This window comes from Nostoc spongiaeforme FACHB-130 (genome assembly GCF_014698475.1).
In the GTDB taxonomy this organism is placed as follows: domain Bacteria; phylum Cyanobacteriota; class Cyanobacteriia; order Cyanobacteriales; family Nostocaceae; genus Nostoc_B; species Nostoc_B spongiaeforme.
This window is the reverse complement of record NZ_JACJTB010000033.1, coordinates 29,753-56,700: the sequence shown is the minus strand read 5'-3', so window position 1 is coordinate 56,700 and position 26,948 is coordinate 29,753. Positions and strand designations below refer to the sequence as shown.

Below are 26,948 nucleotides of genomic sequence, written 5' to 3'. Positions count from 1 at the left end.
TTCTTTTGTAAATCATGTCATTCTGGCATGATTACAGAAATTGATCCCCATATCTCAGCAAATGATTCGCTAGAATCGCCTTTATGAATTAAAAATTCACATTTTGATTTGCTTATGCAGCGACGCTCAACGATGGTAATAGCATTTTTACTTAGTTTTTTTCTCAGTTTTATACCTTTTTATGGCAATGTGATTAATGCGGCTACACCAACCGCAGTCACGCCAGTATCGGGATTATCTTTTACCCAAGGAGTTAAAAAAACTGTATTAGAAAACGGTTTAACAGTATTAACAAAAGAAGTCCACACTGCCCCGGTGGTGAGTGTGCAAGTATGGTATAAAGTTGGTTCACGCAACGAAGGTAAAGGTGAAAGTGGTATTTCTCACCAGTTAGAACATTTGATGTTTAAAGGTACAAAAGACCGCCCCGTACAGTTCGGACGTTTGTTTAGTGCCTTGGGTAGTCAGTTTAATGCTTTTACAAGTTACGACGAAACAGCTTACTTCGGCACAGTGCAGCGAGATAAACTCGAAGCACTGCTAATTTTAGAAGCAGACCGGATGAAAAATGCTTTGATTGGGGCTGAACAACTCACCAGTGAAAAGCGTGTCGTGATTTCTGAGTTACAAGGCTATGAAAATTCACCCAGTTACCGTTTAAATCGGGCGGTGATGAAAGCGGCTTTTCCCAATCGGGCTTATGGTTTATCTGTAGGTGGTACAAAAGCCGATGTGGAAAAATTTACTGTCGAACAGGTGCGGAATTATTACCAAACTTATTACAGTCCTGACAATGCGACTTTGGTAATCACAGGGGATTTTGCCACAGAACCTGTACTCAAAGCGGTGAAAGAAAGTTTTGGTAAGTTGACGAAGAATCAAAAGTCAACTGTCGATAGTCAAAAACCCACACCCCCCACTCCCAACTCCCAACCCTCAACTCCCAACTCCCAACTCCCCACTCCCATAATTCTCAAAGAACCGGGAAGCGCCGCTTTGCTGCATGTTGTCTATCCTTTACCAGATATTAAACATCCTGATGTACCAGCAATTGATGTCATGGATGCAATTTTGACCGGGGGACGGAGTTCGAGACTTTATCAAGCTTTGGTGGAATCTGGTTTAGCAAGTTCTGTGGGTGGAAGTGCGGCGGAATTAATCGAACCGGGTTGGTATGAAATTGAGGCGACAGCCGCCCCCGGTCAAAAGGTAGAGAAAATTGCTCAAGTTCTGCAAACATCCCTATCAGAATTACAACAAAAAGGAGTGAGTGCAGCAGAGTTAAACCGCGCCAAGACAATATTGCAAGCTTCCTTTGTTTTAGGGAATCAAGATATCAGCAGCCAAGCTAGTCAGTTGGGATATAACCAAACTGTGGCGGGAGATTATAAATATATTGAACGCTATTTAGCGGCGATCGCCAAAGTAACACCAGAAGATGTCCAACGAGTAGCAAAAACTTACCTTGTTCCAGCTAAACAAACCATCGGCTTTTTTGAACCAACTCAACCAGATGGTCAAGCCGGAACTTCTGGTTCTGGTTCTGGTCGGACTGTGGAAAACTTTAGTCCTGGTCAACCTGTAGACCCGGCCGAACTGGCGAAATATTTACCCCCTGCAAGTTCATCTACAGTATCTAATCAACAACCTCTACCACAACAGTTTTCTTTAGCCAATGGTTTGCGAGTCTTACTGTTACCTGACCGCAGTCTGCCCACAATTAACATTAGTGGTCAAGTTGATGCGGGAACTGAGTTTGATGGAAATCAAAAAGCTGGACTCGCCCTTCTGACAGCAGACAACTTAATGAATGGAACCCAAACGAAAAATGCTTTGGCTTTAGCCCAAACTTTAGAAGATAGGGGAACCAGTCTAGAGTTTAGCCCCAGCCGCGAAGGAGTCAGTATTAGTGGTGAAGGACTTTCGGCTAACTTGCCAGTTTTAGTGCAAACTTTGGCAGATGTATTACAAAATGCTAATTTCCCCGATGACCAATTAGAACTGAGTCGTCAACGGGCGTTAACTAGTTTGCAAGTACAGTTAGATGACCCCAGTACTTTAGCAAGGCGCGTATTTCAACAAGCAATTTACCCAGAAAATCATCCTTTCCACAGTTTTTCCACAGAAGCCAGTTTAAAAAGTATCACGCGGGATGATGTGTTGAACTTTTATCGTCAACATTACCGTCCAGATACAACCACACTCGCTTTAGTGGGAGATTTTGACCCAGTGAAGGTGAAAGATTTATTCAATCAAGCTTTTGGGAAATGGCAAGCTGAAGGTAAACCACCTGCGTTGAATTTGCCGAAAGTACCCCTACCAAAAACTTCCACTCGCTTGAATAAAGTAATTCCCGGTAAAGCGGAGGCTGTAACTTACATTGGTTACAACGGCATTTCTCGCAAAGACCCCCGTTTCTATGCAGCTTTGGTACTGAATCAAATTTTAGGTGGTGATACTTTATCTAGCCGTTTAGGTACAGAAGTGCGCGATCGCCTCGGTTTGACTTATGGTATCTACAGTGGTTTTGCTGCGGGGATCAATCCCGGCCCCTTCTTAATTGAAATGCAAACTGCCCCTACAGATGCCCAAAAAGCGATCGCCAGCACCATCGCTTTACTCAAACAGCTACGGGAACAAGGCATTACAGAATCAGAATTAAATACTGCCAAACGTTCCATTACTAATAGCTACCCTGTGGAATTAGCTAACCCTAGCGAAGTTACCAGCATCATTTTAAATAATGCTGTTTTGGGTCTTTCCCCCGCAGAAATTCGTGAATTTCCGCGACGCATTCAAGCTGTAAATATGACTCAAATTCAACAAGTCATCAAAGATTTAATTCAACCAGAAAATGTGGTGATTGTCACTGCTGGCCCTGGTGATACGGCATCTAAGTAAGGGTAACTCATCGGTGATTTGACCTCAATTATTCATACACAGCTAGATACCCGACTTCCTCAAGAAGTCGGGTATATGAGTCAAGGCGATTTTATATATTTTGTGAATGAATTAATTTAATTAGCTATTTTATAAATCAAAAACACCGAACCAATTGCACCGCCATTTTCAACATAAATTTTACCGTTATAATATAATCCCGGCGACCCACCGCCATCAAATAACATTCCTTCTTGAATTGTGCCTAAACAATTATTTCGGGCAATACCCGATAAAACATCATCAAACATATCTGGCATTAATTCCTGATTAACTTGAGAAGATTCAATAACTGAATTAGCTTTTATATCATTCACTAATAAAATTACATAACCTTTACTAGTCGTCGCCACCATAGAGCGATTAATTGCTTCTTTACAAGCAAGTTCTCCTAAATCTTGACAAATATCTTTAAACTTACCTTGGCGATAAAATCTGCCATTACCACCAACTAAATTGTAATTCAAAAGATTATTACTTCTTCTCCCTGCTTGAATTGTAGCGATTCGCTCTTGTGGTTTACCTCCAGAAATACCAAAGGAAGAACGTCTATTTTTAAATGCGCCTGAATACTCAACACCGCGAGAAATATTTAAGCCTTGTGGTTGATCATCAGTGCCTATATAGTCGGCGTTAATCGCTACTAGCGGTCTTTGTCCATTTAACAGGGAATTGCGATCGCTAATAATTTCATTAAATTGCTTCGGTACATAATTTCTGATAAATTTTCCCTGTTGATTTTTAGCATAAAGCTTGTGAGCTAAACCCACATTCACCTTGAAATCTAACTTGGGTGATTTAGGATTAAAAATAATCACATGATTAATACCCTTAGTGGATTTTATACCTTGATTATTAGTTTTAAAAAATTCCAGACTGAATTGAGGATTTTCACCAGGGCAAGTTTTTGCAGCTTTGGTTGATGAATTGGCTGTATCTTCTTTACAAGCAAATAACAAATTGATGGTAATGCTCAATATAGATAAGAGAAATATTTTTTTAATCCACATACTCAGATAATAAAAACCCGCTACAGAACGACTATAGCGGGTAATAATTCAAAATTCCAATTTCGGTGGATTATTTAGAAAATCCATTCGGGAATAGCTTCTTCTTTGGTATTGGTATTGCGAGATGGCGTTTCACGATTGAACTTCATGTGAATTGAGCGTGTTTGCTCACCATCAGCAGCCACAGCCAAAATTGGGTAGTCAATTAAACCATCTTGGAAGGACATCTGGAAGCGGAATGTGCCATCGGGATTCAGTTTAATTTCACGACCGCCAATTGTTACGGTAGCATCGGGTTCGGTTGCACCGTAAACAATCAATTCAGCATCAGCAATTAACCAGAACTGGCGGGGACGAATTGGTGCGGCGGAAGCTGAGAAGCCAACACCAGACATTCCTGCACCAGACATGGTTAAACCAGACACGGTGGGAACTGCCCACATACCGACACCAGATGGGAAGACGTAGGAACTGATAGCCTGTTCGGGACGTACAGAACCAGGTACATGCTGCATAGAACCAAACAGAGAACCTGCAACCCGTTGTGCTTCGGCAGATTCAGCTAAACCAAAGATTTGGTCATAGATGGGGTTACCACCATTAACTCCTGCGGCTGTTGGCAGTTTCTTAGCAGGTGGTACTAGTTCGTACAGAGTTCTACCGCGCAGGTCTTCTTCAAAGTTGACGGTGATGAAGACATCTTCAATCCAGTCAGAGGGATACACAGGAGGAATGTGTACTTGAGCAGAACGAGCCAAAACTAACCAACGACCATCAAAAGTCCGATAACCAATATCGATGACATAATCGCGATCGCTCACAGGAATAGGCAAATACCATTCTCTGGCTAGTTCATCAACAGGATACTCTTGGATGCTGTGGGGGCTTTGATAATCAATGTTGATGTCGGTAACATCATAAATCCGCAGTGCTAATTGCTGTCCGCCCTGACGACGCAGTTCTTCTTTATGCTCGTTGGGAATATCCCAATAAGTGTAAGCCCATTGGGGATCGCGGGGTAAAAGCACAATCCGACTTTCACCATAACCACCCGGTAGATCGGCGAGTCCTTCATCAACATCAGCCAGAGATCCACCTGTACGGTCTTCTTGACCCAGTTCAAATTTTGCTGCTTCCACGGTTTCCTGTGCCTCAAGTGAACGAGATGGACTAAGGGACGCTTTGCTGCGCTGCACCTCTTGAATTGCTGCCAACAACTGTGATTTACGCATTCGGCTATAGCGGGAGACACTATATTCACTGGCAACTTTACGTAGTTGTCTCAGTGTCATCTCCTCTAGCGGTGGGCGTTCTTTTGCCATTAATTTGGCCTCCAGTAGTTTGAAAGGTAATTATCTCTCTGAGTTAGAGAATGTTTAATAAAAAAGTCATTCTTCTCAGATGAATTTCTTATTCCTGACTCCTGGTTTTGCCCAGTTTTTAAAGTTTTTTAATTCGCTTTTAAAATGAGGGTCACTCCCTTTCAATTTCCTTGAATGCTTGGTAAGCATTTTTCGGGATCGGAGGAGTCGTTTTGTTAAGTAAATACTAACCAGTAACCCTCGGTATTGATCAAGGGGTCTAAAGGCACTTTTTTCAGGCTTTCACGAATTTAATAGCTTTGACGGGATCACATTGTCATGATTTTTTGACATTTAAGCTTTTACACTCCTTAGCATTGTCAAGATTTCATGATTTAAATGAGTATCAAGCTATCAAACCCTTGTAGACAGATGATCTCATCTCAAATTCTAGGATTTAATCTAGTTGTACAGCTAATACGTCAAAATCTAAATAAAAGCGAACTTTACCAACCATGCAGATTACCCAAAGCCTTCATACAGCCATTCTCGTTACCGACTTAGAACGTGCTGAAAACTTTTACACTCAAGTGTTGGGATTATCTAAAATTGACCGTTCCCTCAAATATCCTGGTGCATGGTATCAAGTCGGCGACTATCAAGTTCATCTCATAGTCGCATCCACAGTACCAACCGATAACCCCAACGAAAAATGGGGACGTAATCCCCACATTGCTTTTGCAGTAAGTGATTTAGAACAAGCTAAACAAGAACTGCTAAGTCAAAATTATCCTATTCAAGCCAGCGCCTCTGGTCGCCCCGCCATCTTTACTCAAGATCCTGATGGAAATGTAATTGAGATCAGCCAGCAGTGATTGAATGATTAATTGATGAAAGTTATTGCCTACATTTATTGTGATCCTCTCCTCGACTCTGTGCCGCAAAGTGTTAATTGGCAATGGGAGGTAGAACGAGTTTATGAAGATTTGTCCAAGAGAGATACTGATGGGTATACTGTACGATCGCAATTACAACAATTACTCATAGACTGTCAAAATGAACCAGTAGAATATTTGCTGGTTCGTCGCCTGGAAGAATTAGGTGATACGGTAGAGGAAGTCAGCGATCGCTTAAATGAACTAGAAGCGATGGGTGTAGCTGTGATTGCTACTGAACAATCTTATACATCAGAAACATCCCAGTTTCGCGCTGAATTACTAAAACTCATCCAAGAAATTCAATATCAACAAAGAAGTCGGCGTATCCGTCAAGGACACGCCCGCAACCGCCTAGAAGCCGCACCCCCACCCGGAAAAGCACCTTATGGTTATCGCCGTGGTCAAGGAAAATATATTATTGACCGCAGCACCTCCCCCGTAGTGAAAGACTTTTTTGATCACTTTTTACTCTACGGTTCCTTGCGGGGCGCAGTGCGTTACTTAGCGAAAAAGTATGGGAAGAAAATTTCCGTTACTACTGGGCGACGCTGGTTAACAAATCCTGTTTATCGGGGAGACACAGCTTATCTCAACGGTGAAATTATCTCAGATACCCATACGGCAATTCTATCTAAAGAAGAAGCAGCCCAAATTGATCGACTGTTACGCCGTAATAGCCGTTTACCATCCCGAACTGCAAGTGCGCCGCGTTCTTTAGCTGGGTTAGTTGTCTGTGGCGAATGTCAGTCTCATACAACAGTCACTCGTGTTACTCGACGCTACCAAGACCAAGAGTATCTTTATTTACGTCCGATTAGTTGTCCTCGCAGTCCCAAGTGTCGCGCCATTCCCTACCAAGACATTTTAGAATTGACGATCGCTAAAGTTTGTCGTGATTTACCATTAGCAGTAGCCGGGATTAATTCTCCTGAATTGGATACTGTCAAGAATAGTTTAGGGGATGCGATCGCTCATCAACAAGAAATCTTAGCTCAGTTACCTGCTTTAATTGAAACTGGCATTTTAGATGTAGAAACAGCAAAATTCAGAGAATACAAACTCCGTACAGAAATCTCTACACTCCAAGCCAAGTTAGCTACACTCCCTCCTGTCAATCTGCGTTCTGTCGCCCAAGCTGTATCTATTCCGCAATTTTGGTTAGATTTGTCAGAAGCAGAACGACGCTTTTACCTCCGAGAATTTATTCGCCAAATTGAAATTATCCGTGAAGATAAAAAATGGGATTTACGAATAGTGTTTATTTTTTAGGAAATTATGCAAGCTTTTCCATCAACTCAATACACTTGTGCATTTGCTGATTCATAGTTGCAACATCGGCGTGGAATCTCCGCCCATGACCAGGCAAAACCCACTCAAAAGTATAATTAGCTAAATTCCGCATTGATTTAATTTGTTCTGACCAAGAATACCAACAGTGGTCACGAAATGCTGCTAATTGATGTCTATTTTCTGACCAAGCAAGATGGTCGCCTGTGAATAAAAACTGATTTTTGTAGAGTAAAACTGTGTGTCCTTTGGTATGTCCAGGAACCGGAATAATTAATATATCTGAAGTCAGGGCAAATGGTTCTAAACCTGTTAACTGAATTTCCACATTGCGAGTATTTGCAGAAATATCATCCGCATGGAGGATGCGATCGCACCCAAAATGTTCAGCATACTTTTGATGATCTGCAACATCATCTTGATGAGTTAAATACATATAACGAATTCCCCCCATATCTTCTAGTTGCTTAACTAAAGGCGGTGTAAATCGAGGAGAATCCACCAAAATATTACTATTACCGTCTTCTAGTTGAATCAAATAACTCGCAGCACCATAAGATTTTTCGGAATGATAGCCACAATGATAGACATTTTCTGCTATCAAAATAGGCAAAGTTTCTTGAGTATCTTTGATATCTTTGGGTTTATCAACTGTCCCAATAGAACTTGTCGGACAAGCTAAAAGTGCTTGCAGTGCTGTTAATCTTTCTGCTTCATTACTTGGTTGATGATAAACTGCTGATTGTTCATCAACACGCGAAAAAACTTCTGGACTCATCCAGCGACAAGTATCACAATCAATACAGGTAGTGTCTACATAAAAATCGCCGTTAGTATTTTGGGGACGACGTAAATCTAAATGAGCCATGTTAACCTCTTGGACTGACCATAAACCCCAATAGCCCTAGAGTAACAAACATAAATATCAATTGAGATGAAGCTTTAACTACAATATCCCCGATTTTTAAAAAATCGGGGATCTGAGCTTATCGATTTCTCTAAATCAAGCTAAATAAAACCAAAGTATGAATTATCAATTTATAGAATTCATACTTCAGACTTCACATTGCATACTTTAGACAGTTGTGATGTCTTTTTCTTTTTCTGCTAACAATTCGCTGATTTTAGCAGTGTATTTGTCTGTGAGTTTTTGCAGTTTATCTTGTTGGTCTTTGGCTTCGTCCTCAGAAATTTCTGAGGCTTTTTCCTGCTTCCGAATTGAATCGATCGCATCACGGCGGATGTTCCGAATCGCCACACGACCTTCTTCAGCATACTTGGCAGCAATTTTAACCAGTTCTTTACGGCGATCGCTAGTTAACGGCGGAATATTCAGCCGAATCACAGAACCATCGTTACTAGGTGTTAAACCTACATCAGAAAGAGAAATTGCCTTCTCAACAGTGTTCAAACTGCTTTTATCGTAAGGCTGAATCAAAATTGTCGTCGCATCTGGCGTGCTAATATTCGCCAGTGATTTTAAGGGTGTTGGTGAACCGTAATAATCCACCGTCACTTTATCTAATAAACTGGCATTGGCGCGACCAGTGCGAATTGTATTAAATGCCCGTTGAGTTGACTCAACAGTTTTTTGCATTGTACTCTCAGCTTCAGCTAATTTCACAAGAACCTCCCACAAGGGTGCCGATTGATTCTCCCATGACTGCGCGGCGGATGTTACCTCGCACCGTTAAGTCAAATACCAGAATTGGGATGTTGTTTTCTTTACACAAGGCAATCGCCGTACTATCCATGACTCGCAAATCATGTGTCAAAACGTGTGCATAAGTAAGGCTAGTAAAACGTTTGGCATTAGGATGTATTTGGGGGTCAGCATCATATATTCCATCTACTTTGGTAGCTTTAAAAATCGCTTCTGCATCAATTTCTGCGGCTCTCAATGCCGCAGCCGTATCAGTAGTAAAGAAGGGATTTCCAGAACCAGCGCCAAAAATTACCACCCGCCCTTTTTCAAGATGACGGATGGCGCGACGACGAATATAAGGTTCTGCTAACTCTTGCATGGCGATCGCAGTTTGTACGCGCGTCTGTACACCTATTCGTTCTAGCGAATCTTGTAGCGTCATAGCATTCATTACCGTGGCAATCATACCGATGTAGTCAGCCGTTGCCCTATCCATCCCCGCCGATGCCGCTTTTACGCCACGAAAAATATTGCCGCCGCCAACGACTATGGCGATTTGAACGCCAGTGGCTATCACCTCTGCTACTTCTTGTGCTATCTCTTTGACCACTTCTGGATCAATACCATAGCCCATGTTGCCCATTAAGGCTTCACCGCTTAGTTTGAGTAAAACCCGTCGGTAATTCGTTCCCATGAAGTTACGCTTTATCGAAAAAGTTGCAATTGCCTCCAATTTAAGATAGCAGCACAATGACTATCTCTGTCTAGTTGCGCCAAATCAATGTAGTTCCTGCCGGTTCTGTTTCTTGAGGGTTAATTGCTTGATTTTTAAATAAAGCCGCGATCGCATTTCGCAAATAATCTTCTCTAAAAGATGATGGTGCTTGCGGATCACTGTCAATTTTCCCTTTATATCGCACCATCCCATGACTATCGATTAAAAAAGCCATCGGAGTTTTAATCGCGCCAAAACTCCGGGTAACATCTTGAGTTGAATCCCATAGGTAAGGAAAATTTAGACGGTGACGTTCGGCAAAAGCTTTCATCATCTCAAAGCTTTCTGTCGGGTAATTATGAGTATCACAGCCGTTCATCCCAATCAGGGTAAAGCCACTGCCAGCAAATTCCCTTTGAATTTTTCTGAGCTTGTCTAAATATAGACTGACATAAGGACAGTAGTTGCACATAAAAACAACGCCAACCGCCTGAAATTTGTCTAAATAACGGCTGAGGTGATGCACTTTTTCGTCAATTCCAGGCAGTTCAAAATCCGGGGCATAACCCCCAACAGGAGTATAAATTGTTTCTAGTATTGTCATCTTCGTGAACCAGAAGGAACTAGGAACAAAAGTCTAGGTGAAATTTAGCGTCATTTTTCTGGCAGCCAACCACCTGATGCCGATGCTCGATACCAAATGATTGTAGAGATCAACCGAGAAAGCGTAAATTGTAAAACTACTGAATATAAAACCGTTGGTAAAAATATTACAGGATAGATATTAGTGAGTAATTGTCACAACTCAGATTTATCAAAACTTTGACTCAATTCCAAATAAATTTAATTCAGCCTTTATACTTATTTTAAAGTAAAGATAGTTACTATTTTATCTTGGTTTTTATTTTTCTAATTGTAAAATCTTTACAAGTTACTTCTACAATTTAAGATAAATCACCAAAATCATTACGAAATATTAAAATTAGTAAATAAAAATACAGATTTTCTATGAAGACTTCGACAACTGCTTTTGCCGCAAAAACTTGGACATGGCAAGGGTTCTCAATTTGCTACCAAACTCAAGGCACAACCGGGCCTGCCGTTATTTTAGTGCATGGCTTTGGCGCTTCTGGATGGCATTGGCGTAAAAACATACCAGTACTAGCTCAAACTTGTCGAGTTTATGCCATAGATTTGCTTGGCTTCGGTGCTTCAGCCAAACCTCAACCTGGTGAAAAAATTGCCTACACCTTAGAAATGTGGGGACAGCAAGTAGCAGATTTTTGTCGGGAAGTGGTAGGTGAACCAGCTTTTTTAGTGGGAAATTCCATTGGCTGTATTGTAGCGATGCAAGCCGCAGTCAGTTCCCCAGACATTGCCTTGGGAGTAGCATTAATTAACTGTTCTTTGCGATTATTACACGATCGCAAACGCGCCACTTTACCTTGGACTCGGCGTGTGGGTGCGCCAATTTTACAAAGGGTATTATCTATTAAACCAATTGGGCAATTCTTTTTTAATCAAGTCGCCAAACCCAAAACCGTGCGGAAAATCTTGCTGCAAGCTTACATCAATGCAGAGACAGTCACAGATGAACTAGTCGATATTCTCACCGCACCCGCCAAAGATCCTGGTGCTGTAGCTGTGTTTTTGGCATTTACCTCATACTCCACAGGGCCATTACCAGAAGACTTACTTCCACAACTACCTTGTCCAGCAATTATTTTATGGGGAACCGCCGACCCTTGGGAACCAATACATTTAGGTCGAGAGTTAGCTAACTACCCGTCAGTACAGAAATTCATTCCCTTAGAAGGAGTAGGACATTGCCCTCAAGATGAAGCACCAGAGTTAGTCAACCCAATTTTACAAGATTGGATAGAAGAGCGATCGCAAGTTTTAAAATCTAACTAACAGGCGATTTTTTGTAAGGTATTATGGAGGGGTTCAAAGAGTTAACGTAACGACTTAGAACCAGCGTATGCAAGCCATTCTTTTAAGCCGCGAAGAAGTTGCACGTCGGGCAAAGCAACTGTACGAGAGTGGAATCCGTCAAAAAGTCGAAACTGAAGAAAACATCGGTAAGATGGTCATCATCGATATTGAAACAGGGGATTATGAAGTTGATAAAACTGGGTTGCAAGCATCCCGGAATCTCAGCAAGAAACACCCAAACGCCCGACTCTTTGGTATTCGCATTGGCTACAACGTGGCTGTCTCATTTGGTGGGGTCATGGAGCGGGTTCAGAAGTGATTACTGGAATTGTGACAGATAGACACGCCACTGTCGCACTTACCTTTTTGCTTCGGAACGCTTCAAGCATACCAATTGAGTTTGTCATCGATACAGGTTTCACTGGAGAACTCTGTCTTCCTTCGGAAGCTGTTTCATTGATGGGTTTAACATTTAGACACGATACATCTGCAAATTTGGCAGATAACACTGAAGTTTTGCTTCCAATTTATGAGGCAACTATCCTTTGGAATGGTGAAGAACGAGAAGTCCTTGTCATAGCTACAGGAAGGCGACCTTTGCTTGGTACTGCTTTGCTGGATGAGCAGGAACTTGTGATTCAGTTTACAGAAGGCGGGTTGGTGACAATTGATGAATTATAAATACTGTATTTGCTCAAGCAATTCCTTCACCAAATAATGAAACAATAAACCACCAAAGATGCTAAGACACGAAGTTAAAAGAGTTTGAGAGAGTTATTCCGTAAGCCCTAAAATAATTAAATTCTCTATTTAAGCTGAGTGATTGAGATGATACACGGAGTCAGTCAAGAAGAGCTAGAGACACTATATGGGCAAGTTGCCTTAAAATTTTCATTAGCTCTTCTGAATCATCAATATGAAAAGGCTCATTCTTATTTAGGATCTGCAATTTGTGATGAATGGCCTCCCTCTCTCCTTAAAGAGACTTATGAAGGAATGGTTGACTATTTTGAAATACCTGCAAGTGCAATGTCTATAGATTCAGTCGAAACAGATTTACCAGATAATGACTCAGATAGTGCTATGGTTTACGTCTCAGTTATTGGAGAAGGAAATACTGAAGCTGTGATAGTAGTCGTTGCAAATGAATCTGGCAATTATTTGATTCAAGAAATAGAATGGGGACGACCTTAAATCAATTTAAATCTAACAAATCCATGCAAGGGATGTTTAATTCAATCTGCTAGTTGAGTTTCTCTAAATTCTGTCTCAACCCTGACGGACACCTTTAGTCAATGGAATTTTACAGGATTGGATAGGGGAGCGATCGCACATTTTAAAATCCAACTAACCTGAGTTGCATTTGTGCAACGTTGACAGGTGCAGGATAATAGAGATAGTTCAATTAGTATTTCTAGTCCTTCATGCAGTTCGAGTGGGATGAGGCAAAGAATTTAGAGAATATTCGCAAGCATGAGATTGATTTTGCCGATGTTCCTGAAATGTTTGAGAATCCAATGCTAATTGAGCTAGACAATCGGTTTGATTATGGCGAAGACCGTTGGTTCGGTATCGGTTTCCTCGGTAACGGTGTAGCGGTTGTGGTTTGGACAGAACGACAGAATGACGTAATTCGGATCATTTCAGCACGAAGGGCAAATAGATATGAGCGGCGAAGACTTGAGCAGTACCTCTCGTACTAATTGGGCAGCATTAGAGGCAATGGACGATGAGAGTATTGATTACTCCGATATCCCACCATTGACAGAGGAGTTTTTTGAGAAAGCAACTCTACGAATTCCTGCAACTCAAGCACAGCAGTTAGTTCAGATTGAACCTGATATTTTGAAGTGGTTTCAATCTCAAGATAGTGAATACAAAACGTTAATCAACTCAATCTTGCGTCAATACATTGAAAGTCATAGTAAAGTAAACACTCAGCCGCATAACAATTCGCTGCAAGCAAACTAACACAAGATTTTGATGCTGAGTTTGACATTCATTGTAGCTGCTCAAGTGAACCGTTAGTCGATGGAACTTTATCAGATTGGATGCAAGAGCGATCGCAAGCTTTACAATCTAACTAACAGGCGATCGCTATCCGAAAGATTGTCAAAGCCTTTCTAACTCATTATCCTTATAATCAGTAACCATTAGGAAACCCAAATGGCAGCTAACACTTCTTTAGAAGAGCGGCTTGCAGTAATAGAAGCGGCAATCGCTGAATTGCAGAAGCAAATTGCGGTTCCTCAACCGACGAATTGGCTGCAACAAATTACAGGTTCTTTCAAGGATGAACCTGCTTTTGAAGAGGTACTTGCTTACGGACGAGCAATTCGACAAGGAGATGAGCTTCTGGTTTGGATGGTACGTGAGCATTTCTGTTAGGAAGAACAGTACTACAAATTTAGAATCTAGCTAAACTGTTTGTGTGAACACTTCTGGAATAAGTTTATGAGACTTGGTGAGTTGAATCTTCCTGAGATTGAATTGGAGAGATTCGTCTTTATACATGACTATCAGACCAAACTTTTCGTTCAATATGCAGAAATCATTGAAAACACAGAAATAGGAAGAGAAATTGTCAAAATCTTATCTGCCGATCCTAGAGTAGAAGAACTTACTGGGAAAATGATATCTCGTGGAAGTGGCGCTCAGACGTTTGAAATTAAAACTCTTGGAATGTGGTTTATATGGTTTGCAAATAGAGTTGGATTAGAGAAAGCTGAAGAAGCCCTCAATAATTTCTTGAATAATCAAATCATTCAAGTTGTAAACTGCTTGTGGGTACTTGGTGTAACAGTAGATCAAGAAGTGGATTTATGTGAAGATGTGAAATTATGTCCCATTGAGCGAATGGTTGACTCTAGAGACAAAGAAAAATTCCTTCAGAAGGGCTTTGATATGTACAATCACAGCCATCTTCCAAAGTCCGCCCTAATATATCCATGCAATATAGAAAAAACTGAGTCAAGTAATCCAGAAGATTGTAATTTTACTAAAAGCGACTTTTTTAAGACAAGCGAAAAATTATATGATATTGCTTTATTGATGAATCTTTTATCTGGCATATCGTGTTTGCCATTTTATTCAACATCATACGCAGACGACTCAGTTCCTTTTGGGCCATTTTCTTGTTCAGGTGGTGGAAGGGGGCTATATGATGTTTTAGGCTTTGGCAGCACTCAGTTCTCAAATGATAGCACTCAGAAATTTAAGGATTTATACAAAGCTTTTTCTGGGTTAATTGAGAAGGAAAAAAATAGATGGAGGAGAATTTTAAGCCGATTAAGTCAAGCAAAACGCAGAGAGCAAATAGAAGACAAAATATTAGACCTGGGTATTTCTTTGGAAATGATGCTTCTAGAGGATAATAAAAATAATGATCAGCTATCCCTATCTTTTCGGCTTAGAGGTAGTTGGTTAATCTCAAATAATGAAGCTGAACGTCTAGAAAACTACGAAATACTTAGAGATATTTACAATTATCGTAGTCAAGTTGCACATGCTGGCTTGTTAGAAAAAGGGGATTTTCAAAAAATAGGTGCTGTCAGAGAAAATTTTAGCAAATATCAAGAAGTTGCAGAAAAAATTGGTCTGCGTCTATTAGTTGATGGTAAACCAGATTGGAATAATCTCGTTTTAGGAGTTGTGAACGCGCCACCTAAAACTGCGCTGCGCCGAACTGAACCGATATCCTAGTGAGGATTTAAAGGATGTCTGCCTCCATTGAGCTTTATCGTTAGTCACTGGAACTTTACAGGATTGGATCAGGGAGAGATCGCAAGTTTTAAAATCTAACTAATCCGTTTCTTTCTGACGATTGAAGACAAATTCACCTCAGATCAGCAAACTGAAGTGGTAAGCGCAAGGACAAAATCAGGCGAAACCATGAACAGACGTAAGGAACTCTTTCGTGTCACCTTGGCAATATCAATCATCATCGTCGGTATTACACATTTTGCAATGCCGCAGCCTTACGTTAAAATCATGCCGCCACAACTGCCCTATCCTTTAGAATTAGTTTATCTGAGTGGCTTTTATGAGATTTTAGGTGGTATTGGGTTATTAGTCCCGCCTGTGAGTCAAGCAGCAGCTTGGGGACTAGTACTGCTATTTATTGCTGTTTTCCCTGCTAATATCAACATGGCAGTTAATCATATTAAAATTGAAACCATACCATACTCAGATTCCCCTTGGCTTCAAGCAATTAGATTGCCATTACAAGCAGTTTTAATCGCTTGGGCTTGGTGGTATACAAGACCTTCAGATAAAGAAATCCAAGCTTCGTTAATACCTAAATCACTTATTCCTAAAGAATTAAACTGGTAATTGATTAATATTATGAGTACATCACAAACAGTCCAACAATTAAAAGCAGAATTAATTACCTCCGAAAATTTTCAGCGTTATGGACAGGTAATTTTTGCTAGTAAAGATGGTAAAGCTTTTGATGCGGAAGATGCTCAATTAAATCTGCAAAATGGCACTCCGAGATTTTATATTATGCGTTTAGAAAAGCGCGGACGCAAGTTTAATAAAATTACTCGTCATATAAAATGTACTCAATGTTTAGGTTCCTTAGAAGGCAAAGATTGGTTCATTGCTGTGTGTCCTCCCCATAATGAATTAGATGAACCAGTGTTAGCAGAAATAGCTGCTTTTCGGATTCCAGGGAATTGTTTTATTAAATTAAACGAGGGAACTTGGCACGCTGGCCCTTATTTTGATCATGAGGTTGTGGATTTTTATAATTTAGAACTGGCGGATACAAATGTGGTAGATCATTTCACCCATGATTTTCGCCAAAGTCATCAGTTAGACTTTGAGATGGTGTAAGTAATTCATCCGCGTCCATCCGCGTCCATCTGCGGTTAATTAATACTTATGGTCACACCACACCGTCCCTCAATTCTAAAGCCAGATGAAACTTATACTTTTCGCAAATACTTTGATTTAAAATTTGCCCCAGCAGATATTCTGCGTGAGTTAGGAGCAAGTTTAACCAAAGCTCCAATTAACTTACCAATAAATACACAAGCAATCACCAGATTAGCCAGCCTTCAAGAACGATTGGAGGAAGCAATAACTCGTGTTAGTTTGACAAGTGAAGCTGCAAGACGGGAAGTTTTAATTGCTCCCGTTTTATTAGAAGTTGCCCATATTACTGAAGCATTAATTAACATTGAGTACACTATAGAAATTAACCAATATCTGCGCGGTGATTTAGATTATTACTTGCAATCTCAACATCAAATATTAGTAGTTGAAGCAAAACAAGCAGATTTGACAAGAGGATTTACACAACTCGCTGTTGAGTTAATCGCGCTAGATTCATGGGTAGAATCTAATGAACCTGTATTATATGGTGCAGTGACAACAGGAGATATTTGGCAGTTTGGTAGCTTTCAAAGAGTTAGTCGGGTTGTAACTCAAGACCTAATGCTTTATCGAGTCCCGACTGATTTGGAAATATTAATGCAAATTCTAGTAGGAATTTTGTCACAAACCAATAATAATTAAACACATCCTACTTTCTCATCTATGCTTGAGATGGGTTGATGCACTTGAGGCGATCGCAACCAAAATTTTCAGTCATCATAGCAGATAACTGTTGGGAAGCTTGAGTATCAAGGTGCAGTTCACACTGGATTTGCTCGTAAGTCTCACCTTGGGCGATGCGGTTTGCTATTTGCTGAAACTCTACCCAAGTTAAATCACTATTCACAAAAGCTTTAGCCAGGGTAATCACCAGTTCTTCGTAATCATTATCTTCCAGCTTGGTCATCATCCGATGTTCAATGTGCAGTGAATCATCAAAGCAGTAATACCAAGATTTGGGCTGGTGCTTGAGAATCATTTTAAACAGTTCTCGCTGCTGAGTGCGGTTAACAGCGCGATCGCCTTCACTACAAACCATTAACATAGGCGCAGCAACTTTATTTTGAGCCTGTTCTATAATTTTCTCACCTAATTCTAAAAATATTCTTAGGGCGGGAATGCGAAAGCCTTTATAGCCAAAATTTCCTGGTGCATCTTTGTTGAACCATTCAAAGTAAATTGGCAAAATCTTGATTAGCTGATCAAATAATGAATTACTGCTTCCCAAAAAAGGCGTGAACAATAAAACCCGTTCAATTACCTGGGGATGTTCTAACGCTAACCAAGCGGCTAAGGTTCCACCTGTTGATAAACCACCAACTACAACTTTTTCACCTAAAGTCTGAGCAATTTCCAACCACTCCAGCACAAATTTTTGATAAGTTTGAATATCTGTCGGGAGTGGTGGCGGCGTTTGACTGTTCCACTCACCAGCCAGTCCGTGACCAGGTTGTCGAGGAATTAAAACGTTATATCCTTTCTGGAATAAAGCTTTCCCCAGTGGTTCAAATTGGTAGGGTGCGGCTGTGAAGCCATGCAAAAAAAGACAAACTTTCGATGTGGAGTGAGGATGAACCAAAAATCTAGAACGACAAGCTTCGTTTTTTAGCCCTTTCGACTCTGACTGACGAACTTGTTCCAAGAAATCTGCTGTATTTTGAATACTCACTGTCATTTAGTTATTTGTCTTTCTTCTGCATGGATGGGTATATTATCTGAAATTTTTTAGCCTGACGAATCTAGCAGATGATATATGGCAGAAGGCAGAGGAATTTTAAACTTTGGGTAACTAACTGGGCAAATTTCGCAATTGAAAGCGCACTGGCATTTTATCAGCCGGATAAATTAACAGGTTTTGCTGTAATTCTTCCACAGAAGAACGACCGTTGACTAATTCCCAATCAAAGTAGCGGATCAATAATGCTAACATCATACTTCCTTCCAGCATTGATAGATGCTCACCCAAGCAACGATGAGGCCCTGAGCCAAAGTCTAGCATTGGTAGAGAACTAGTTTCTTTACTTTTGTCTAACCAACGTTCTGGCATAAATTCCTCTGGATGAGGATAAAATTCTGGATCTCTGCCAGCAGCCAATATTGACCAAGATATTCTAGTACCGCGAGGAATTACTTGACCTTCAATGACAGTATCCCGATGAGCTTCTAATGATGTTGAGCCAGAGGCTATAGTATAAAGGCGCAAAGTTTCTTTGAGAATGGCGCGAATATAAGCTAATTCTTTGAAACTTTCGGAAGTAATGCCGCCAAATTTCTGCCAAACTTGATCAACTATGTCTCGTGCTTGTTGAAATACTTTGGGATTTAGACTCAACTCAGCGACTGCAAAAGATAAAGTATGGGCTGTTGTATCAGTACCAGCTATTAAAAATTCTACTGATTCTGCTATTAATGTTTCACGATTGTATTGTGGTTCTTTAGCGGCGATTTTGACTAACATTGATTCCCGAAACAAAGGACTTACATTTAGTAAATCTGTTTGGTTTGCTTCTCGCATCTGTAAAGCTAAGTCTACACGGGGAGTCAGAAATTCCTCTAAATATCGTCTTGCTGCCCAATAATCGCGGGAGTTTTGAGTCGGCAAATATTTCATCCAGATTTTTTCGCCTGTAGCTTGTCTCAGGAAGCGATAGCCGACAACCGACATCGCATCGTATACTTTGGCAACGTCGAGGGGTGGCCCTTCTTGACTGGTACTGTTTCTATCTACAGGAATTCCCAGTACTAGACAAGAAATAACTCTCATTGTGAGTTCGACAAACAAAGGATCTACTGGAATTTCTTTTGCTGGTGCGGCTTTCTTGATTGTTTCAATTACTTGTTCACAAGCTTGGCTGATAATTTCTACATATTTCGAGAGATTGCTAGAACTGAATTCTGGGTTCCAAGCTTTGCGTCGCCATTGCCACTCAGTCCCAGTTTCGCCGATCATAATCGGGCCTGTAATATCATTCCAAGCTTGGCGCGATCGCGTAGCTCTAATTAAGCTACCATCTTTCATTCCATTGATAATGGTATCTTCAATAACTTTCGGTTTACTTAATATAACAACAGGGATATTGCCACTCCAGATCACATACATCGGCCCTAGCTGTTGACTCCAAACAAAAAATTGCCAAAATAATTTCTTCTGTTTGACTGCTGCTAATACTTGGGGAATATTTCCTAACAACCAATGTTTAGGCGGTGAAGGCAGCAATTCTAGGGGTTTATATGTGTTTTTTTGTTTCCACCTGCGCCACCCAATTGTTCCCACTACACTAGTAAAACCCAGGGCTGTAGCGAGATAAGGAAATGTTTCAGAATAAGCAATTTGAGCAATAATATCTTGAAACATGAGTCCGCCTTTGTCTATCAAATAGTTCAAATTACCCAGATACTACCTTATTGTTTTCCAGTTCTGTCTCTGCAAAATCTATTTCTGTGACTTCATCTATAGAAAATGCGATCGCATTTGTAATTTTTGCGATCGCAAAATCTATTTCTGCGAATTTCGATGAACTTGATATTACTTGATTTCCAGCAAAGCGATCGCTTGTTCTAGATAATTCTTGGCATGATAGCGATTGAGTAATTGTTCTTGGTCATATCTTGCCGGATATGCCATTCGCCTACCTTCCATTGAAATTCTAATTAATGCTATCTGTTCTAAGGTTGGTTGATTCATTTCATCCAACGCCACGCTGAGATGTTGATAACTCTCGAATGACGGTATTCTCAAGCCTCGGTTGTCTTTCATCTGACTTATCGCTAATGCAGGAAACGCCATCAGTGTCGTGATGTGGCTGACTTTATAGCCTGGGTTCCCAGTTGGACGTAAACCATAGCGGTTACACAAAATTTTCAGTTGAGTCAGCGTCAACAGTTCAAGTTCTGTTCTTGTGAACATAGAATAGAAATTGCCATTTCATAAAGTGGTTCGGTAGGTAACAAGTTTTCCAGGCTCAATTACCTACCGATTAAACAATCTATTCGATTGCTATCAATCGATTCAAGGTATATTTATATTTCTACATGAATGCCGAACCCTAAAGGAACGCCGGAAAATTTAGAACCAGGAAAAAGAAAAGGTGATAAACCATTGACTGAACAAGTCAATTTACGTGTCACGAAAGAGATGAAGGAAGCGATACAACAACAAGATGATCCGCCTGAATTTTGTCGTGAAGCAATTCAAGAGAAACTGGATAAACAAAAACAGCACGGTACAGGATAATGGCGGTGCTATAAAACAAGTTACAAAATTAGCGATCGCATTTGTTATTTATGCGATCGCTAATTTTTAGAAGCACTATTCTAATACCAATTCACTAAAGTTCTGATACAGATTCAAACCCAGAAACCCCTGTCAGGTCAGGATTTATCACCTGCGAATTGCGAATTGCGAATTGGTATTACTTTACCTCTTGCCTCCGGTTGGTGAGCGCAGTCCACTGCCTCCTTCAACTTTGTCTTTAACCAACAACAAAGTTCACCAACTTACCAGGTACAACAATCACCTTTTTTATCTCCTTACCTTCTAAGTGACGCTGCACAACTTCTGATTCACGGGCGTATTTTTCCAACTCAGCTTTATCTGCTTGTGATGGAACTTGAATATCAGCCCGCTTTTTGCCGTTAATTTGAATTACCAAAGTAATTTCATCGGCTATTAAAGCAGCCGCATCATACGATGGCCAAGTTTGGGTGTGAATTGAATTTTGATTACCCAATAAATGCCACAATTCATCAGCAATATGTGGTGCAAAAGGAGCCAGTAAAGCCACTAAAGCTTTAATACCTTCTGCATAAATTGGCGAATTTTTACAGTCACTATCAGTTAAAGAATTACTCAACTTCATCAATTCCGAAATAGCGGTATTGAATTGATATTGATCTTCTAAATCTTCAGTGATTGATTTAATTGCTGTGTGAATTACCCGACGTAAATCTTTTTCTGGTTTACTTAAATCAGCGAGTTGCGCTTGCTTGCGTGATACCCCAGCGGCCGCATAATCTGTTACCAACCGCCACACGCGATTTAAAAAGCGGAATTGCCCTTCCACATCAGCTTCATCCCATTCCAAATCTTTTTCTGGTGGCGCTTTGAATAAGATGAACATCCGCGCTGTGTCTATACCATATTTAGCAATTACATCTTCTGGTGCGACACCATTACCCTTAGATTTGGACATGGTAGCGTACAGGCGTTGTAATGGTTCTCCGGTTTGGGGGTCGCGGGGGTCGGCGGGGTTAACCAAATGGGAGGGAACCCATTTATCTTTGCCGCCCTTGTTGGGATTCATGTAAGTTAAACCCTGCACCATCCCTTGAGTTAACAACCGGGCAAAAGGTTCATCAAAGTTTAATAAGCCGTGATCGCGCAATACTTTAGTAAAGAACCGAGAATATAACAAGTGCAGAATTGCGTGTTCAATACCGCCTACATACTGGTCTACTGGCATCCAGTTGTTAGTTTTGCTGGGGTCAAACACCTGTTGTTCATTCTTTGCGTCGGTAAACCGCAAGAAATACCACGAAGAATCAATAAAAGTATCCATCGTGTCGGTTTCTCGTTTCGCCGGTGTACCGCAAGTTGGACAAGGTACATTTACCCAGCTTTCCAACTGCGCCAATGGTGAACCACCACGTCCTGTAAATTCTACTTCTTCCGGTAACTGTACTGGCAAATCCTTATCTGGGACTGGCACAATTCCGCAGTTGGGACAGTGAATCACTGGGATAGGTGCGCCCCAATAACGTTGTCGAGAAATTAACCAATCTCGTAAGCGGTATTGAATGCGTTCTTTACCAAAACCTTGTTCTTCGGCATATTTCACTATCGCTGCTTTCGCTTCAACTGAATTCATCCCCGTAAACTGCCCAGAATTAATTAAAATTCCTGGTTCAGTATATGCTTCGTTATATTCAATTTGGATGAGTTGAGTGACTTCCTCAGTTTCGGATGCGGGAGTTAAATCAAACCCATCCACGTCTTCTGGTGCAGCAATGACAACATCAATCGGCAAATCATAAGCTTTGGCAAACTTAAAGTCCCGCACATCATGGGCTGGTACACCCATCACCGCCCCAGTACCGTATTCATACAAGACATAATCAGCAATTAAGATTTGCACTTCATCCCCGGTGAAGGGGTTAATGGCTTTACCACCTGTGGGGATACCGCGCTTTGGTTTATCTTCGGCGGTGCGTTCCAACTCACTTTGATTGGAAACTTCAGTAATAAAAGCTTCCACTGCGGCTTGTTGGTCTTTGGTGGTGACGCGCTTGGTTAAGGGATGTTCTGGGGCTAAAACCACATAGCTAACACCAAACACAGTATCGGGGCGAGTGGTGTACACGCCGATTTTTTCCTCCATCCCCACAATGGGAAATTCTAAATAAGCACCAGAAGATTTACCAATCCAGTTTGCCTGCATTAACTTGACACGTTCCGGCCAACCTGTCAATTTATCCAAGTCGTTGAGTAATTCTTCGGCGTAGTCGGTAATTTTGAAAAACCATTGGCGTAATAATTTGCGCTCGACCTTTGCACCACTGCGCCAAGAACGGCCTTCGCTATCAACTTGTTCGTTAGCTAACACAGTTTGGTCGATAGGGTCCCAGTTCACCGCCGCTTCTTTTTGGTAAGCTAACCCTGCTTGTAAAAACTGCAAGAAAATCCATTGTGTCCACTTGTAATAATCTGGTGAACAGGTAGCAACTTCACTTTCCCAGTCGATAGATAAACCCAAACGCTGTAACTGTTGGCGCATTTGAGCAATATTTTGATAAGTCCACTTGGCGGGGGGAACTCCACGGTCGATGGCTGCGTTTTCTGCGGGTAAGCCAAAAGCATCCCAACCCATTGGGTGCAAGACTCGATAACCTTGCATTCGCTTGAGACGAGCAATCACATCTGTAATTGTGTAATTACGGACGTGACCCATGTGTAAGCTACCCGATGGATAGGGAAACATGGATAGAGCGTAGAATTTTGGCTGATTGTTTTCTGTAGGGGTATTATCTAAATTCAGTTCCGCCCAGGTTTTTTGCCATTTTTCCTCAATGGCGGCGGGAGAATATTTATTTAACGCAATATCATTACCTATAGCCTTTAAATTCTCTGTCATGCTCAGTCTAATGCTTAAAAGTGTAATTTTCAGTGTTTGAGAGGAAATTTTGAGCAGAATTTTAGACTCAGAGTCCATGCTCAAAAATTTCTCATTCTTTATTATCCCTTTCTCTTCCTTTTATGTAGCTCAGAGTTAGGGAAGAAATCAGAGAGGCGATCGCAATTTAGGAATTAAAAAAAATTTATCAGGCAGTGGCTACAATGACGCTAAACTCTTATGACGAAGAAGCCCTGAAAGTCAATTTGATAGCCCCTGATGAAGTTAGCCGATATCCTCAAAGACTCAAATTACAAGCTGTCGCAGTTTACGATCGCTGAAATTGAGCAGTTAGAGCAAACAAATACCCTCAAGGCAACCAAAAACGGTGAGGTTCCTTATACTGTTTGTTTGGTGCGCCAAAAAGCGATTAAACTCACGCCAGAGGAGGCAATTCGGCAATTATATTTACAGGTTTTGCGCGATCGCTTGCACTATCCCCTCAATCGCATTCAGGTTGAGTATGGGGTGAACTTTGGGCGCGAGGTGAAACGGGCAGACATCGTAGTTATGGATAAAGACCGTCCCAACACGGTTTACATGCTCGTGGAGCTAAAAAAGCCAAAACTCAAGGATGGCAAAGACCAGTTGCGCTCTTACTGCAACGCCACAGGTGCGCCGCTCGCAGTCTGGACGAATGGCGATCAAATTTCCTACTACCAGCGCAAAGACCCCAATTATTTTGAAGATATTCCGGGGCTACCTAACGCGAATCAAACCTTGGCAGATATTCTCCAGATCAAGTTCACCTTGGAAGATTTGATCGCTAATGACAAAAAAAAGGTAAAAGTGGTGGCTATCGTTTAATTTACTATGTCAAAACAGCAACAGGAATCATTTTACTGACTATTTACACAAAATCTGAACAAGTTGATATTGCCGCAGATGACATTCAGAGGATAATTACAGACTATGAGCAACGAAAGCTTACCGAGCAAGAAGATATTTAAGACAATAGATAGAAATTGCTAAACCAGGAGTAGAACGGGCAATTGAGACTGATACAGCAACAGCAATAATTTGGATAGACCAGCAACTAAACGCCTTGGAGGTCAACCGATCATGATTGCTCAACCTGAAACTAAACGGTACACCATTGATGAGTATTTAGAACTGGAAATCGCCTCAGAAACGCGCAACGAATATTGTGATGGAGAAATCATTCCTATGACTGGTGGTACTCCCGAACATAATGAAATTGCCAGTATTCTTAATGCCGCCTTAAGAGTCAGTTTGAAAGGTAAACCCTACAGTATTTTTGTAGCGGATCAACGGCTTTGGATTCCTGAACGCAAGCTTTATACCTACCCGGATGTCATGGTTGTCCCCCGTCCACTTGAACGACAACAGGGACGAACTGATACGATTACTAACCCAGTGATGATCGCCGAAGTGCTTTCAAAATCAACCAAAAGCTACGATAGGGACGAAAAATTTTCAGCGTATCGCACCATTCCAACATTTCAAGAATATTTATTAATTGATCAATATACTGCTCATGTCGAGCAATACTCTAAAACAGACTCTCACAAATGGATCTTTACTGAATATGACGATCCAGAATCGTATATTTCACTCTCATCAATTCCCTTTGAAATTCGTTTAGCAGATATCTATGAAAGTGTTGAATTTGAGCCATAGTAGAAATTGCTAAAACAGGAGTAGAACGGGCGATTGAAACTGATGAAGCAACAGCCACACTTGGATTAACCAGCAACTTGAAGCATTAGGCATCACTATAACTGCGACCACTTAAAGCATCTGGGAGTAATCATGAAAGCACTTAAAGTCATGGCAACGATTAATGAGGAGGGACAACTAACTTTAGATCATCCGCTTTTAACTGATAAAAACAGCCGAGTAGAAGTCATTGTACTAATCCCTGAAGAGGAAGAAGTTCTGGATGATCAATCTCAAGCAGAAGTCTTAGCAGATTTCCGGCAAGCTTGGCAAGAAGCCATGACTGGGCAAACTATCCCGGTGGCTCAACTTTGGGAAGGGCTTGAAGATGGTTGATCAGCCTTTGATTCAAGTTGAAGCTTCGCCAACGTTCAACCGAAATATACGCACTCTTGCCAAGAAATATCGCAGTATTCGGAATGACATACAACCTGTTATCGAACAACTTCAGCAGGGAGAGTTACCAGGAGATCAAATACCTGGTGTTGGTTATACAGTCTTTAAGTTGAGAGTCCGAAATAGCGACATTCAAAAAGGTAAAAGTGGTGGCTATCGTTTAATTTACTACGTCAAAACAGCAACAGGAATCATTTTATTAACCATTTATACAAAATCTGAACAAGTCGATATTGCCGCAGATGACATTCAGAGCATCATTACAGACTATGAGCAACGGGCGCTTACCGAGCAAGACGATATTTAAGACAATTGCTAGAAATTGCTAAAACAGTAGTAGAACGGGCGATAGAGACTGATGAAGCGACAGCCACAACTTGGATAAACCAGCAGAGGTAGAACTGATATGATTGCTCAATCTGAGACAAAACACTACACCGTTGAAGAGTATTTAGAACTAGAAATCACCTCAGAAACACGCAACGAATATTGTGATGGAGAAATTATTCCTATGACTGGTGGGACACCCAACCATAACGATATTGCTGGAAATTTGTATATTTTGCTGAAATCTGCCCTAAAAAACAAAAACTACCGGACTTTCTATGTTGATCAGCGACTCTGGGTTCCCAATGTAAATCTCTATACTTACCCTGATGTGATGGTTCTACCCAAACCCATAGAAATGCAAACGGGACGCAAAGATACTGTAGTTAACCCCTGCTTTATCGCCGAAGTATTGTCTAAATCCACCCAAAACTACGATTCTCCTATGGAGACGCTGCGCGAACGCGGTGAGAAATTTGTTGCTTATCGGACAATTTCTAATTTTCAAGAATATTTGCTGATTGATCAATACCGTATACACGTTGAGCATCATCTCAAAACAGCCGCTCATCAGTGGCTATTTTCGGAATACGACGACCCCAATGTTACCCTTTCTTTGAGTACTTTGGAGTTGCAAATTTCAATTGCCGAACTTTACGAAAATATTGATTTTTCAAGTGTTTGAGTTGAATGACTAAAACAGAAGGAGACTGAGACAGCGATC

30 protein-coding genes are annotated in these 26,948 nt (G+C 41.0%); 20 read left to right on the top strand and 10 right to left on the bottom strand.

Going from position 1 to position 26,948, the window contains the following annotated elements; all coding sequences use genetic code 11:
* Positions 1–114 precede the first annotated feature (114 nt).
* Positions 115–2,901 (top strand): M16 family metallopeptidase, encoded by a 2,787-nt coding sequence (locus H6G74_RS21350; protein WP_190969580.1) that lies wholly within the window; start codon positions 115–117, stop codon positions 2,899–2,901.
* 116 nt (positions 2,902–3,017) lie between these two features.
* On the opposite strand, the gene H6G74_RS21345 is transcribed toward H6G74_RS21350, so the two are convergent.
* Both H6G74_RS21345 and H6G74_RS21340 read right to left on the bottom strand, forming a co-directional pair.
* Positions 3,018–3,950, bottom strand: a complete 933-nt coding sequence (locus H6G74_RS21345; RefSeq protein WP_190969579.1) for a phosphodiester glycosidase family protein — start codon at positions 3,948–3,950, stop codon at positions 3,018–3,020.
* Positions 3,951–4,024: 74 nt separating this feature from the next.
* Positions 4,025–5,272, bottom strand: coding sequence for a DUF4912 domain-containing protein (locus H6G74_RS21340; RefSeq protein WP_190969578.1), 1,248 nt, complete (start codon positions 5,270–5,272; stop codon positions 4,025–4,027).
* 494 nt (positions 5,273–5,766) lie between these two features.
* Between H6G74_RS21340 and H6G74_RS21335 the strand changes: the two genes are divergently transcribed.
* Both H6G74_RS21335 and H6G74_RS21330 read left to right on the top strand, forming a co-directional pair.
* Entirely contained in the window at positions 5,767–6,126 is a 360-nt protein-coding gene (locus tag H6G74_RS21335; RefSeq protein ID WP_190969577.1) for a VOC family protein, read from the top strand.
* A gap of 15 nt (positions 6,127–6,141) precedes the next feature.
* The gene (locus H6G74_RS21330; protein ID WP_190969576.1) at positions 6,142–7,458 is read left to right on the top strand and encodes a recombinase family protein; all 1,317 of its coding nucleotides are present in this window, start codon (positions 6,142–6,144) and stop codon (positions 7,456–7,458) included.
* Positions 7,459–7,462: 4 nt separating this feature from the next.
* Here H6G74_RS21330 and H6G74_RS21325 read toward each other — a convergent pair whose 3' ends face one another.
* The 4 genes from H6G74_RS21325 to H6G74_RS21310 form a co-directional block, all read right to left on the bottom strand.
* Positions 7,463–8,344: an MBL fold metallo-hydrolase gene (locus H6G74_RS21325; RefSeq protein WP_190969575.1), complete on the bottom strand. Its 882-nt coding sequence runs from the start codon at positions 8,342–8,344 to the stop codon at positions 7,463–7,465.
* A 207-nt stretch (positions 8,345–8,551) separates the two neighbouring features.
* Positions 8,552–9,100: a ribosome recycling factor gene (gene frr / locus H6G74_RS21320; protein ID WP_190969574.1), complete on the bottom strand. Its 549-nt coding sequence runs from the start codon at positions 9,098–9,100 to the stop codon at positions 8,552–8,554.
* Positions 9,087–9,815, bottom strand: a complete 729-nt coding sequence (gene pyrH / locus H6G74_RS21315; protein WP_062297013.1) for a UMP kinase — start codon at positions 9,813–9,815, stop codon at positions 9,087–9,089. The genes frr and pyrH overlap by 14 nt, the downstream gene beginning before the upstream one ends.
* 70 nt (positions 9,816–9,885) lie before the next feature.
* Complete coding sequence (locus H6G74_RS21310) at positions 9,886–10,440, bottom strand: thioredoxin family protein (protein ID WP_190969573.1); 555 nt, start codon at positions 10,438–10,440, stop codon at positions 9,886–9,888.
* 404 nt (positions 10,441–10,844) lie between these two features.
* On the opposite strand from H6G74_RS21310, the gene H6G74_RS21305 reads away from it, so the two are divergent.
* The 11 genes from H6G74_RS21305 to H6G74_RS21255 all read left to right on the top strand — a co-directional run bounded on the left by H6G74_RS21305 (position 10,845) and on the right by H6G74_RS21255 (position 17,294).
* Entirely contained in the window at positions 10,845–11,750 is a 906-nt protein-coding gene (locus H6G74_RS21305; protein ID WP_190969572.1) for an alpha/beta fold hydrolase, read from the top strand.
* Between the two features lie 67 nt (positions 11,751–11,817).
* The gene (locus H6G74_RS21300) at positions 11,818–12,090 is read left to right on the top strand and encodes a hypothetical protein (protein WP_190969571.1); all 273 of its coding nucleotides are present in this window, start codon (positions 11,818–11,820) and stop codon (positions 12,088–12,090) included.
* The gene (locus H6G74_RS21295) at positions 12,087–12,452 is read left to right on the top strand and encodes a clan AA aspartic protease (protein WP_190969570.1); all 366 of its coding nucleotides are present in this window, start codon (positions 12,087–12,089) and stop codon (positions 12,450–12,452) included. Before H6G74_RS21300 ends, H6G74_RS21295 begins: the two co-directional genes overlap by 4 nt.
* 147 nt (positions 12,453–12,599) lie before the next feature.
* Positions 12,600–12,965 (top strand): hypothetical protein, encoded by a 366-nt coding sequence (locus H6G74_RS21290; RefSeq protein WP_190969569.1) that lies wholly within the window; start codon positions 12,600–12,602, stop codon positions 12,963–12,965.
* A gap of 230 nt (positions 12,966–13,195) precedes the next feature.
* Positions 13,196–13,474 carry a BrnT family toxin gene (locus tag H6G74_RS21285; protein WP_190969568.1) on the top strand — a complete coding sequence of 93 codons (279 nt, stop codon included), beginning with the start codon at positions 13,196–13,198 and terminating at the stop codon, positions 13,472–13,474.
* On the top strand, positions 13,437–13,742 hold the full coding sequence (locus tag H6G74_RS21280; protein WP_190969567.1) for a BrnA antitoxin family protein: 306 nt from the start codon (positions 13,437–13,439) through the stop codon (positions 13,740–13,742). Before H6G74_RS21285 ends, H6G74_RS21280 begins: the two co-directional genes overlap by 38 nt.
* A 195-nt stretch (positions 13,743–13,937) precedes the next feature.
* On the top strand, positions 13,938–14,159 hold the full coding sequence (locus tag H6G74_RS21275) for a hypothetical protein (RefSeq protein ID WP_190969566.1): 222 nt from the start codon (positions 13,938–13,940) through the stop codon (positions 14,157–14,159).
* A gap of 66 nt (positions 14,160–14,225) precedes the next feature.
* Positions 14,226–15,473, top strand: coding sequence for a HEPN domain-containing protein (locus H6G74_RS21270; protein WP_190969565.1), 1,248 nt, complete (start codon positions 14,226–14,228; stop codon positions 15,471–15,473).
* A gap of 189 nt (positions 15,474–15,662) precedes the next feature.
* Positions 15,663–16,103, top strand: a complete 441-nt coding sequence (locus H6G74_RS21265) for a DoxX family protein (RefSeq protein WP_190969564.1) — start codon at positions 15,663–15,665, stop codon at positions 16,101–16,103.
* A gap of 12 nt (positions 16,104–16,115) precedes the next feature.
* A complete protein-coding gene (locus tag H6G74_RS21260; protein WP_190969563.1) occupies positions 16,116–16,610 on the top strand; it encodes an ureidoglycolate lyase in 495 nt (164 codons plus the stop codon).
* A gap of 48 nt (positions 16,611–16,658) precedes the next feature.
* Positions 16,659–17,294, top strand: coding sequence for a hypothetical protein (locus tag H6G74_RS21255; RefSeq protein ID WP_190969562.1), 636 nt, complete (start codon positions 16,659–16,661; stop codon positions 17,292–17,294).
* A gap of 19 nt (positions 17,295–17,313) precedes the next feature.
* On the opposite strand, the gene H6G74_RS21250 is transcribed toward H6G74_RS21255, so the two are convergent.
* The 3 genes from H6G74_RS21250 to H6G74_RS21240 all read right to left on the bottom strand — a co-directional run bounded on the left by H6G74_RS21250 (position 17,314) and on the right by H6G74_RS21240 (position 20,559).
* Positions 17,314–18,327, bottom strand: a complete 1,014-nt coding sequence (locus H6G74_RS21250) for an alpha/beta hydrolase (protein WP_190969561.1) — start codon at positions 18,325–18,327, stop codon at positions 17,314–17,316.
* 114 nt (positions 18,328–18,441) lie between these two features.
* A complete protein-coding gene (locus tag H6G74_RS21245) occupies positions 18,442–20,007 on the bottom strand; it encodes a cytochrome P450 (protein WP_190969560.1) in 1,566 nt (521 codons plus the stop codon).
* Positions 20,008–20,178: 171 nt separating this feature from the next.
* Positions 20,179–20,559, bottom strand: coding sequence for a hypothetical protein (locus tag H6G74_RS21240; protein WP_190969559.1), 381 nt, complete (start codon positions 20,557–20,559; stop codon positions 20,179–20,181).
* Positions 20,560–20,688: 129 nt separating this feature from the next.
* Here H6G74_RS21240 and H6G74_RS21235 point away from each other — a divergent pair, with 129 nt between their 5' ends.
* Complete coding sequence (locus H6G74_RS21235; RefSeq protein ID WP_190969558.1) at positions 20,689–20,886, top strand: hypothetical protein; 198 nt, start codon at positions 20,689–20,691, stop codon at positions 20,884–20,886.
* 238 nt (positions 20,887–21,124) lie between these two features.
* On the opposite strand, the gene leuS is transcribed toward H6G74_RS21235, so the two are convergent.
* Positions 21,125–23,782 carry a leucine--tRNA ligase gene (gene leuS, locus H6G74_RS21230; protein WP_190969557.1) on the bottom strand — a complete coding sequence of 886 codons (2,658 nt, stop codon included), beginning with the start codon at positions 23,780–23,782 and terminating at the stop codon, positions 21,125–21,127.
* Positions 23,783–24,175: 393 nt separating this feature from the next.
* Between leuS and H6G74_RS21225 the strand changes: the two genes are divergently transcribed.
* The 5 genes from H6G74_RS21225 (at position 24,176) to H6G74_RS21205 (ending at position 26,909) form a co-directional block, all read left to right on the top strand.
* Positions 24,176–24,628: a type I restriction enzyme HsdR N-terminal domain-containing protein gene (locus H6G74_RS21225; protein ID WP_313888506.1), complete on the top strand. Its 453-nt coding sequence runs from the start codon at positions 24,176–24,178 to the stop codon at positions 24,626–24,628.
* Positions 24,629–24,883: 255 nt separating this feature from the next.
* Entirely contained in the window at positions 24,884–25,462 is a 579-nt protein-coding gene (locus tag H6G74_RS21220) for a Uma2 family endonuclease (protein WP_190969555.1), read from the top strand.
* Positions 25,463–25,594: 132 nt separating this feature from the next.
* Positions 25,595–25,837: a type II toxin-antitoxin system RelN family antitoxin gene (locus H6G74_RS21215; protein WP_190969554.1), complete on the top strand. Its 243-nt coding sequence runs from the start codon at positions 25,595–25,597 to the stop codon at positions 25,835–25,837.
* On the top strand, positions 25,830–26,204 hold the full coding sequence (locus H6G74_RS21210) for a type II toxin-antitoxin system RelE family toxin (protein WP_190969553.1): 375 nt from the start codon (positions 25,830–25,832) through the stop codon (positions 26,202–26,204). The genes H6G74_RS21215 and H6G74_RS21210 overlap by 8 nt, the downstream gene beginning before the upstream one ends.
* A gap of 99 nt (positions 26,205–26,303) precedes the next feature.
* Positions 26,304–26,909: a Uma2 family endonuclease gene (locus H6G74_RS21205; protein ID WP_190969552.1), complete on the top strand. Its 606-nt coding sequence runs from the start codon at positions 26,304–26,306 to the stop codon at positions 26,907–26,909.
* Positions 26,910–26,948 lie beyond the last annotated feature (39 nt).

Bases quoted from the DNA above. Each gene is read 5' to 3' on its own strand.
- H6G74_RS21350 (WP_190969580.1), top strand. From the start codon at position 115: ATGCAGCGACGCTCAACGATGGTAATAGCATTTTTACTTAGTTTTTTT.
- H6G74_RS21345 (WP_190969579.1), bottom strand. From the start codon at position 3,950: ATGTGGATTAAAAAAATATTTCTCTTATCTATATTGAGCATTACCATC.
- H6G74_RS21340 (WP_190969578.1), bottom strand. From the start codon at position 5,272: ATGGCAAAAGAACGCCCACCGCTAGAGGAGATGACACTGAGACAACTA.
- H6G74_RS21335 (WP_190969577.1), top strand. From the start codon at position 5,767: ATGCAGATTACCCAAAGCCTTCATACAGCCATTCTCGTTACCGACTTA.
- H6G74_RS21330 (WP_190969576.1), top strand. From the start codon at position 6,142: ATGAAAGTTATTGCCTACATTTATTGTGATCCTCTCCTCGACTCTGTG.
- H6G74_RS21325 (WP_190969575.1), bottom strand. From the start codon at position 8,344: ATGGCTCATTTAGATTTACGTCGTCCCCAAAATACTAACGGCGATTTT.
- pyrH (WP_062297013.1), bottom strand. From the start codon at position 9,815: ATGGGAACGAATTACCGACGGGTTTTACTCAAACTAAGCGGTGAAGCC.
- H6G74_RS21310 (WP_190969573.1), bottom strand. From the start codon at position 10,440: ATGACAATACTAGAAACAATTTATACTCCTGTTGGGGGTTATGCCCCG.
- H6G74_RS21305 (WP_190969572.1), top strand. From the start codon at position 10,845: ATGAAGACTTCGACAACTGCTTTTGCCGCAAAAACTTGGACATGGCAA.
- H6G74_RS21300 (WP_190969571.1), top strand. From the start codon at position 11,818: ATGCAAGCCATTCTTTTAAGCCGCGAAGAAGTTGCACGTCGGGCAAAG.
- H6G74_RS21290 (WP_190969569.1), top strand. From the start codon at position 12,600: ATGATACACGGAGTCAGTCAAGAAGAGCTAGAGACACTATATGGGCAA.
- H6G74_RS21285 (WP_190969568.1), top strand. From the start codon at position 13,196: ATGCAGTTCGAGTGGGATGAGGCAAAGAATTTAGAGAATATTCGCAAG.
- H6G74_RS21280 (WP_190969567.1), top strand. From the start codon at position 13,437: ATGAGCGGCGAAGACTTGAGCAGTACCTCTCGTACTAATTGGGCAGCA.
- H6G74_RS21275 (WP_190969566.1), top strand. From the start codon at position 13,938: ATGGCAGCTAACACTTCTTTAGAAGAGCGGCTTGCAGTAATAGAAGCG.
- H6G74_RS21270 (WP_190969565.1), top strand. From the start codon at position 14,226: ATGAGACTTGGTGAGTTGAATCTTCCTGAGATTGAATTGGAGAGATTC.
- H6G74_RS21265 (WP_190969564.1), top strand. From the start codon at position 15,663: ATGAACAGACGTAAGGAACTCTTTCGTGTCACCTTGGCAATATCAATC.
- H6G74_RS21260 (WP_190969563.1), top strand. From the start codon at position 16,116: ATGAGTACATCACAAACAGTCCAACAATTAAAAGCAGAATTAATTACC.
- H6G74_RS21255 (WP_190969562.1), top strand. From the start codon at position 16,659: ATGGTCACACCACACCGTCCCTCAATTCTAAAGCCAGATGAAACTTAT.
- H6G74_RS21250 (WP_190969561.1), bottom strand. From the start codon at position 18,327: ATGACAGTGAGTATTCAAAATACAGCAGATTTCTTGGAACAAGTTCGT.
- H6G74_RS21245 (WP_190969560.1), bottom strand. From the start codon at position 20,007: ATGTTTCAAGATATTATTGCTCAAATTGCTTATTCTGAAACATTTCCT.
- H6G74_RS21240 (WP_190969559.1), bottom strand. From the start codon at position 20,559: ATGTTCACAAGAACAGAACTTGAACTGTTGACGCTGACTCAACTGAAA.
- H6G74_RS21235 (WP_190969558.1), top strand. From the start codon at position 20,689: ATGCCGAACCCTAAAGGAACGCCGGAAAATTTAGAACCAGGAAAAAGA.
- leuS (WP_190969557.1), bottom strand. From the start codon at position 23,782: ATGACAGAGAATTTAAAGGCTATAGGTAATGATATTGCGTTAAATAAA.
- H6G74_RS21220 (WP_190969555.1), top strand. From the start codon at position 24,884: ATGATTGCTCAACCTGAAACTAAACGGTACACCATTGATGAGTATTTA.
- H6G74_RS21215 (WP_190969554.1), top strand. From the start codon at position 25,595: ATGAAAGCACTTAAAGTCATGGCAACGATTAATGAGGAGGGACAACTA.
- H6G74_RS21210 (WP_190969553.1), top strand. From the start codon at position 25,830: ATGGTTGATCAGCCTTTGATTCAAGTTGAAGCTTCGCCAACGTTCAAC.
- H6G74_RS21205 (WP_190969552.1), top strand. From the start codon at position 26,304: ATGATTGCTCAATCTGAGACAAAACACTACACCGTTGAAGAGTATTTA.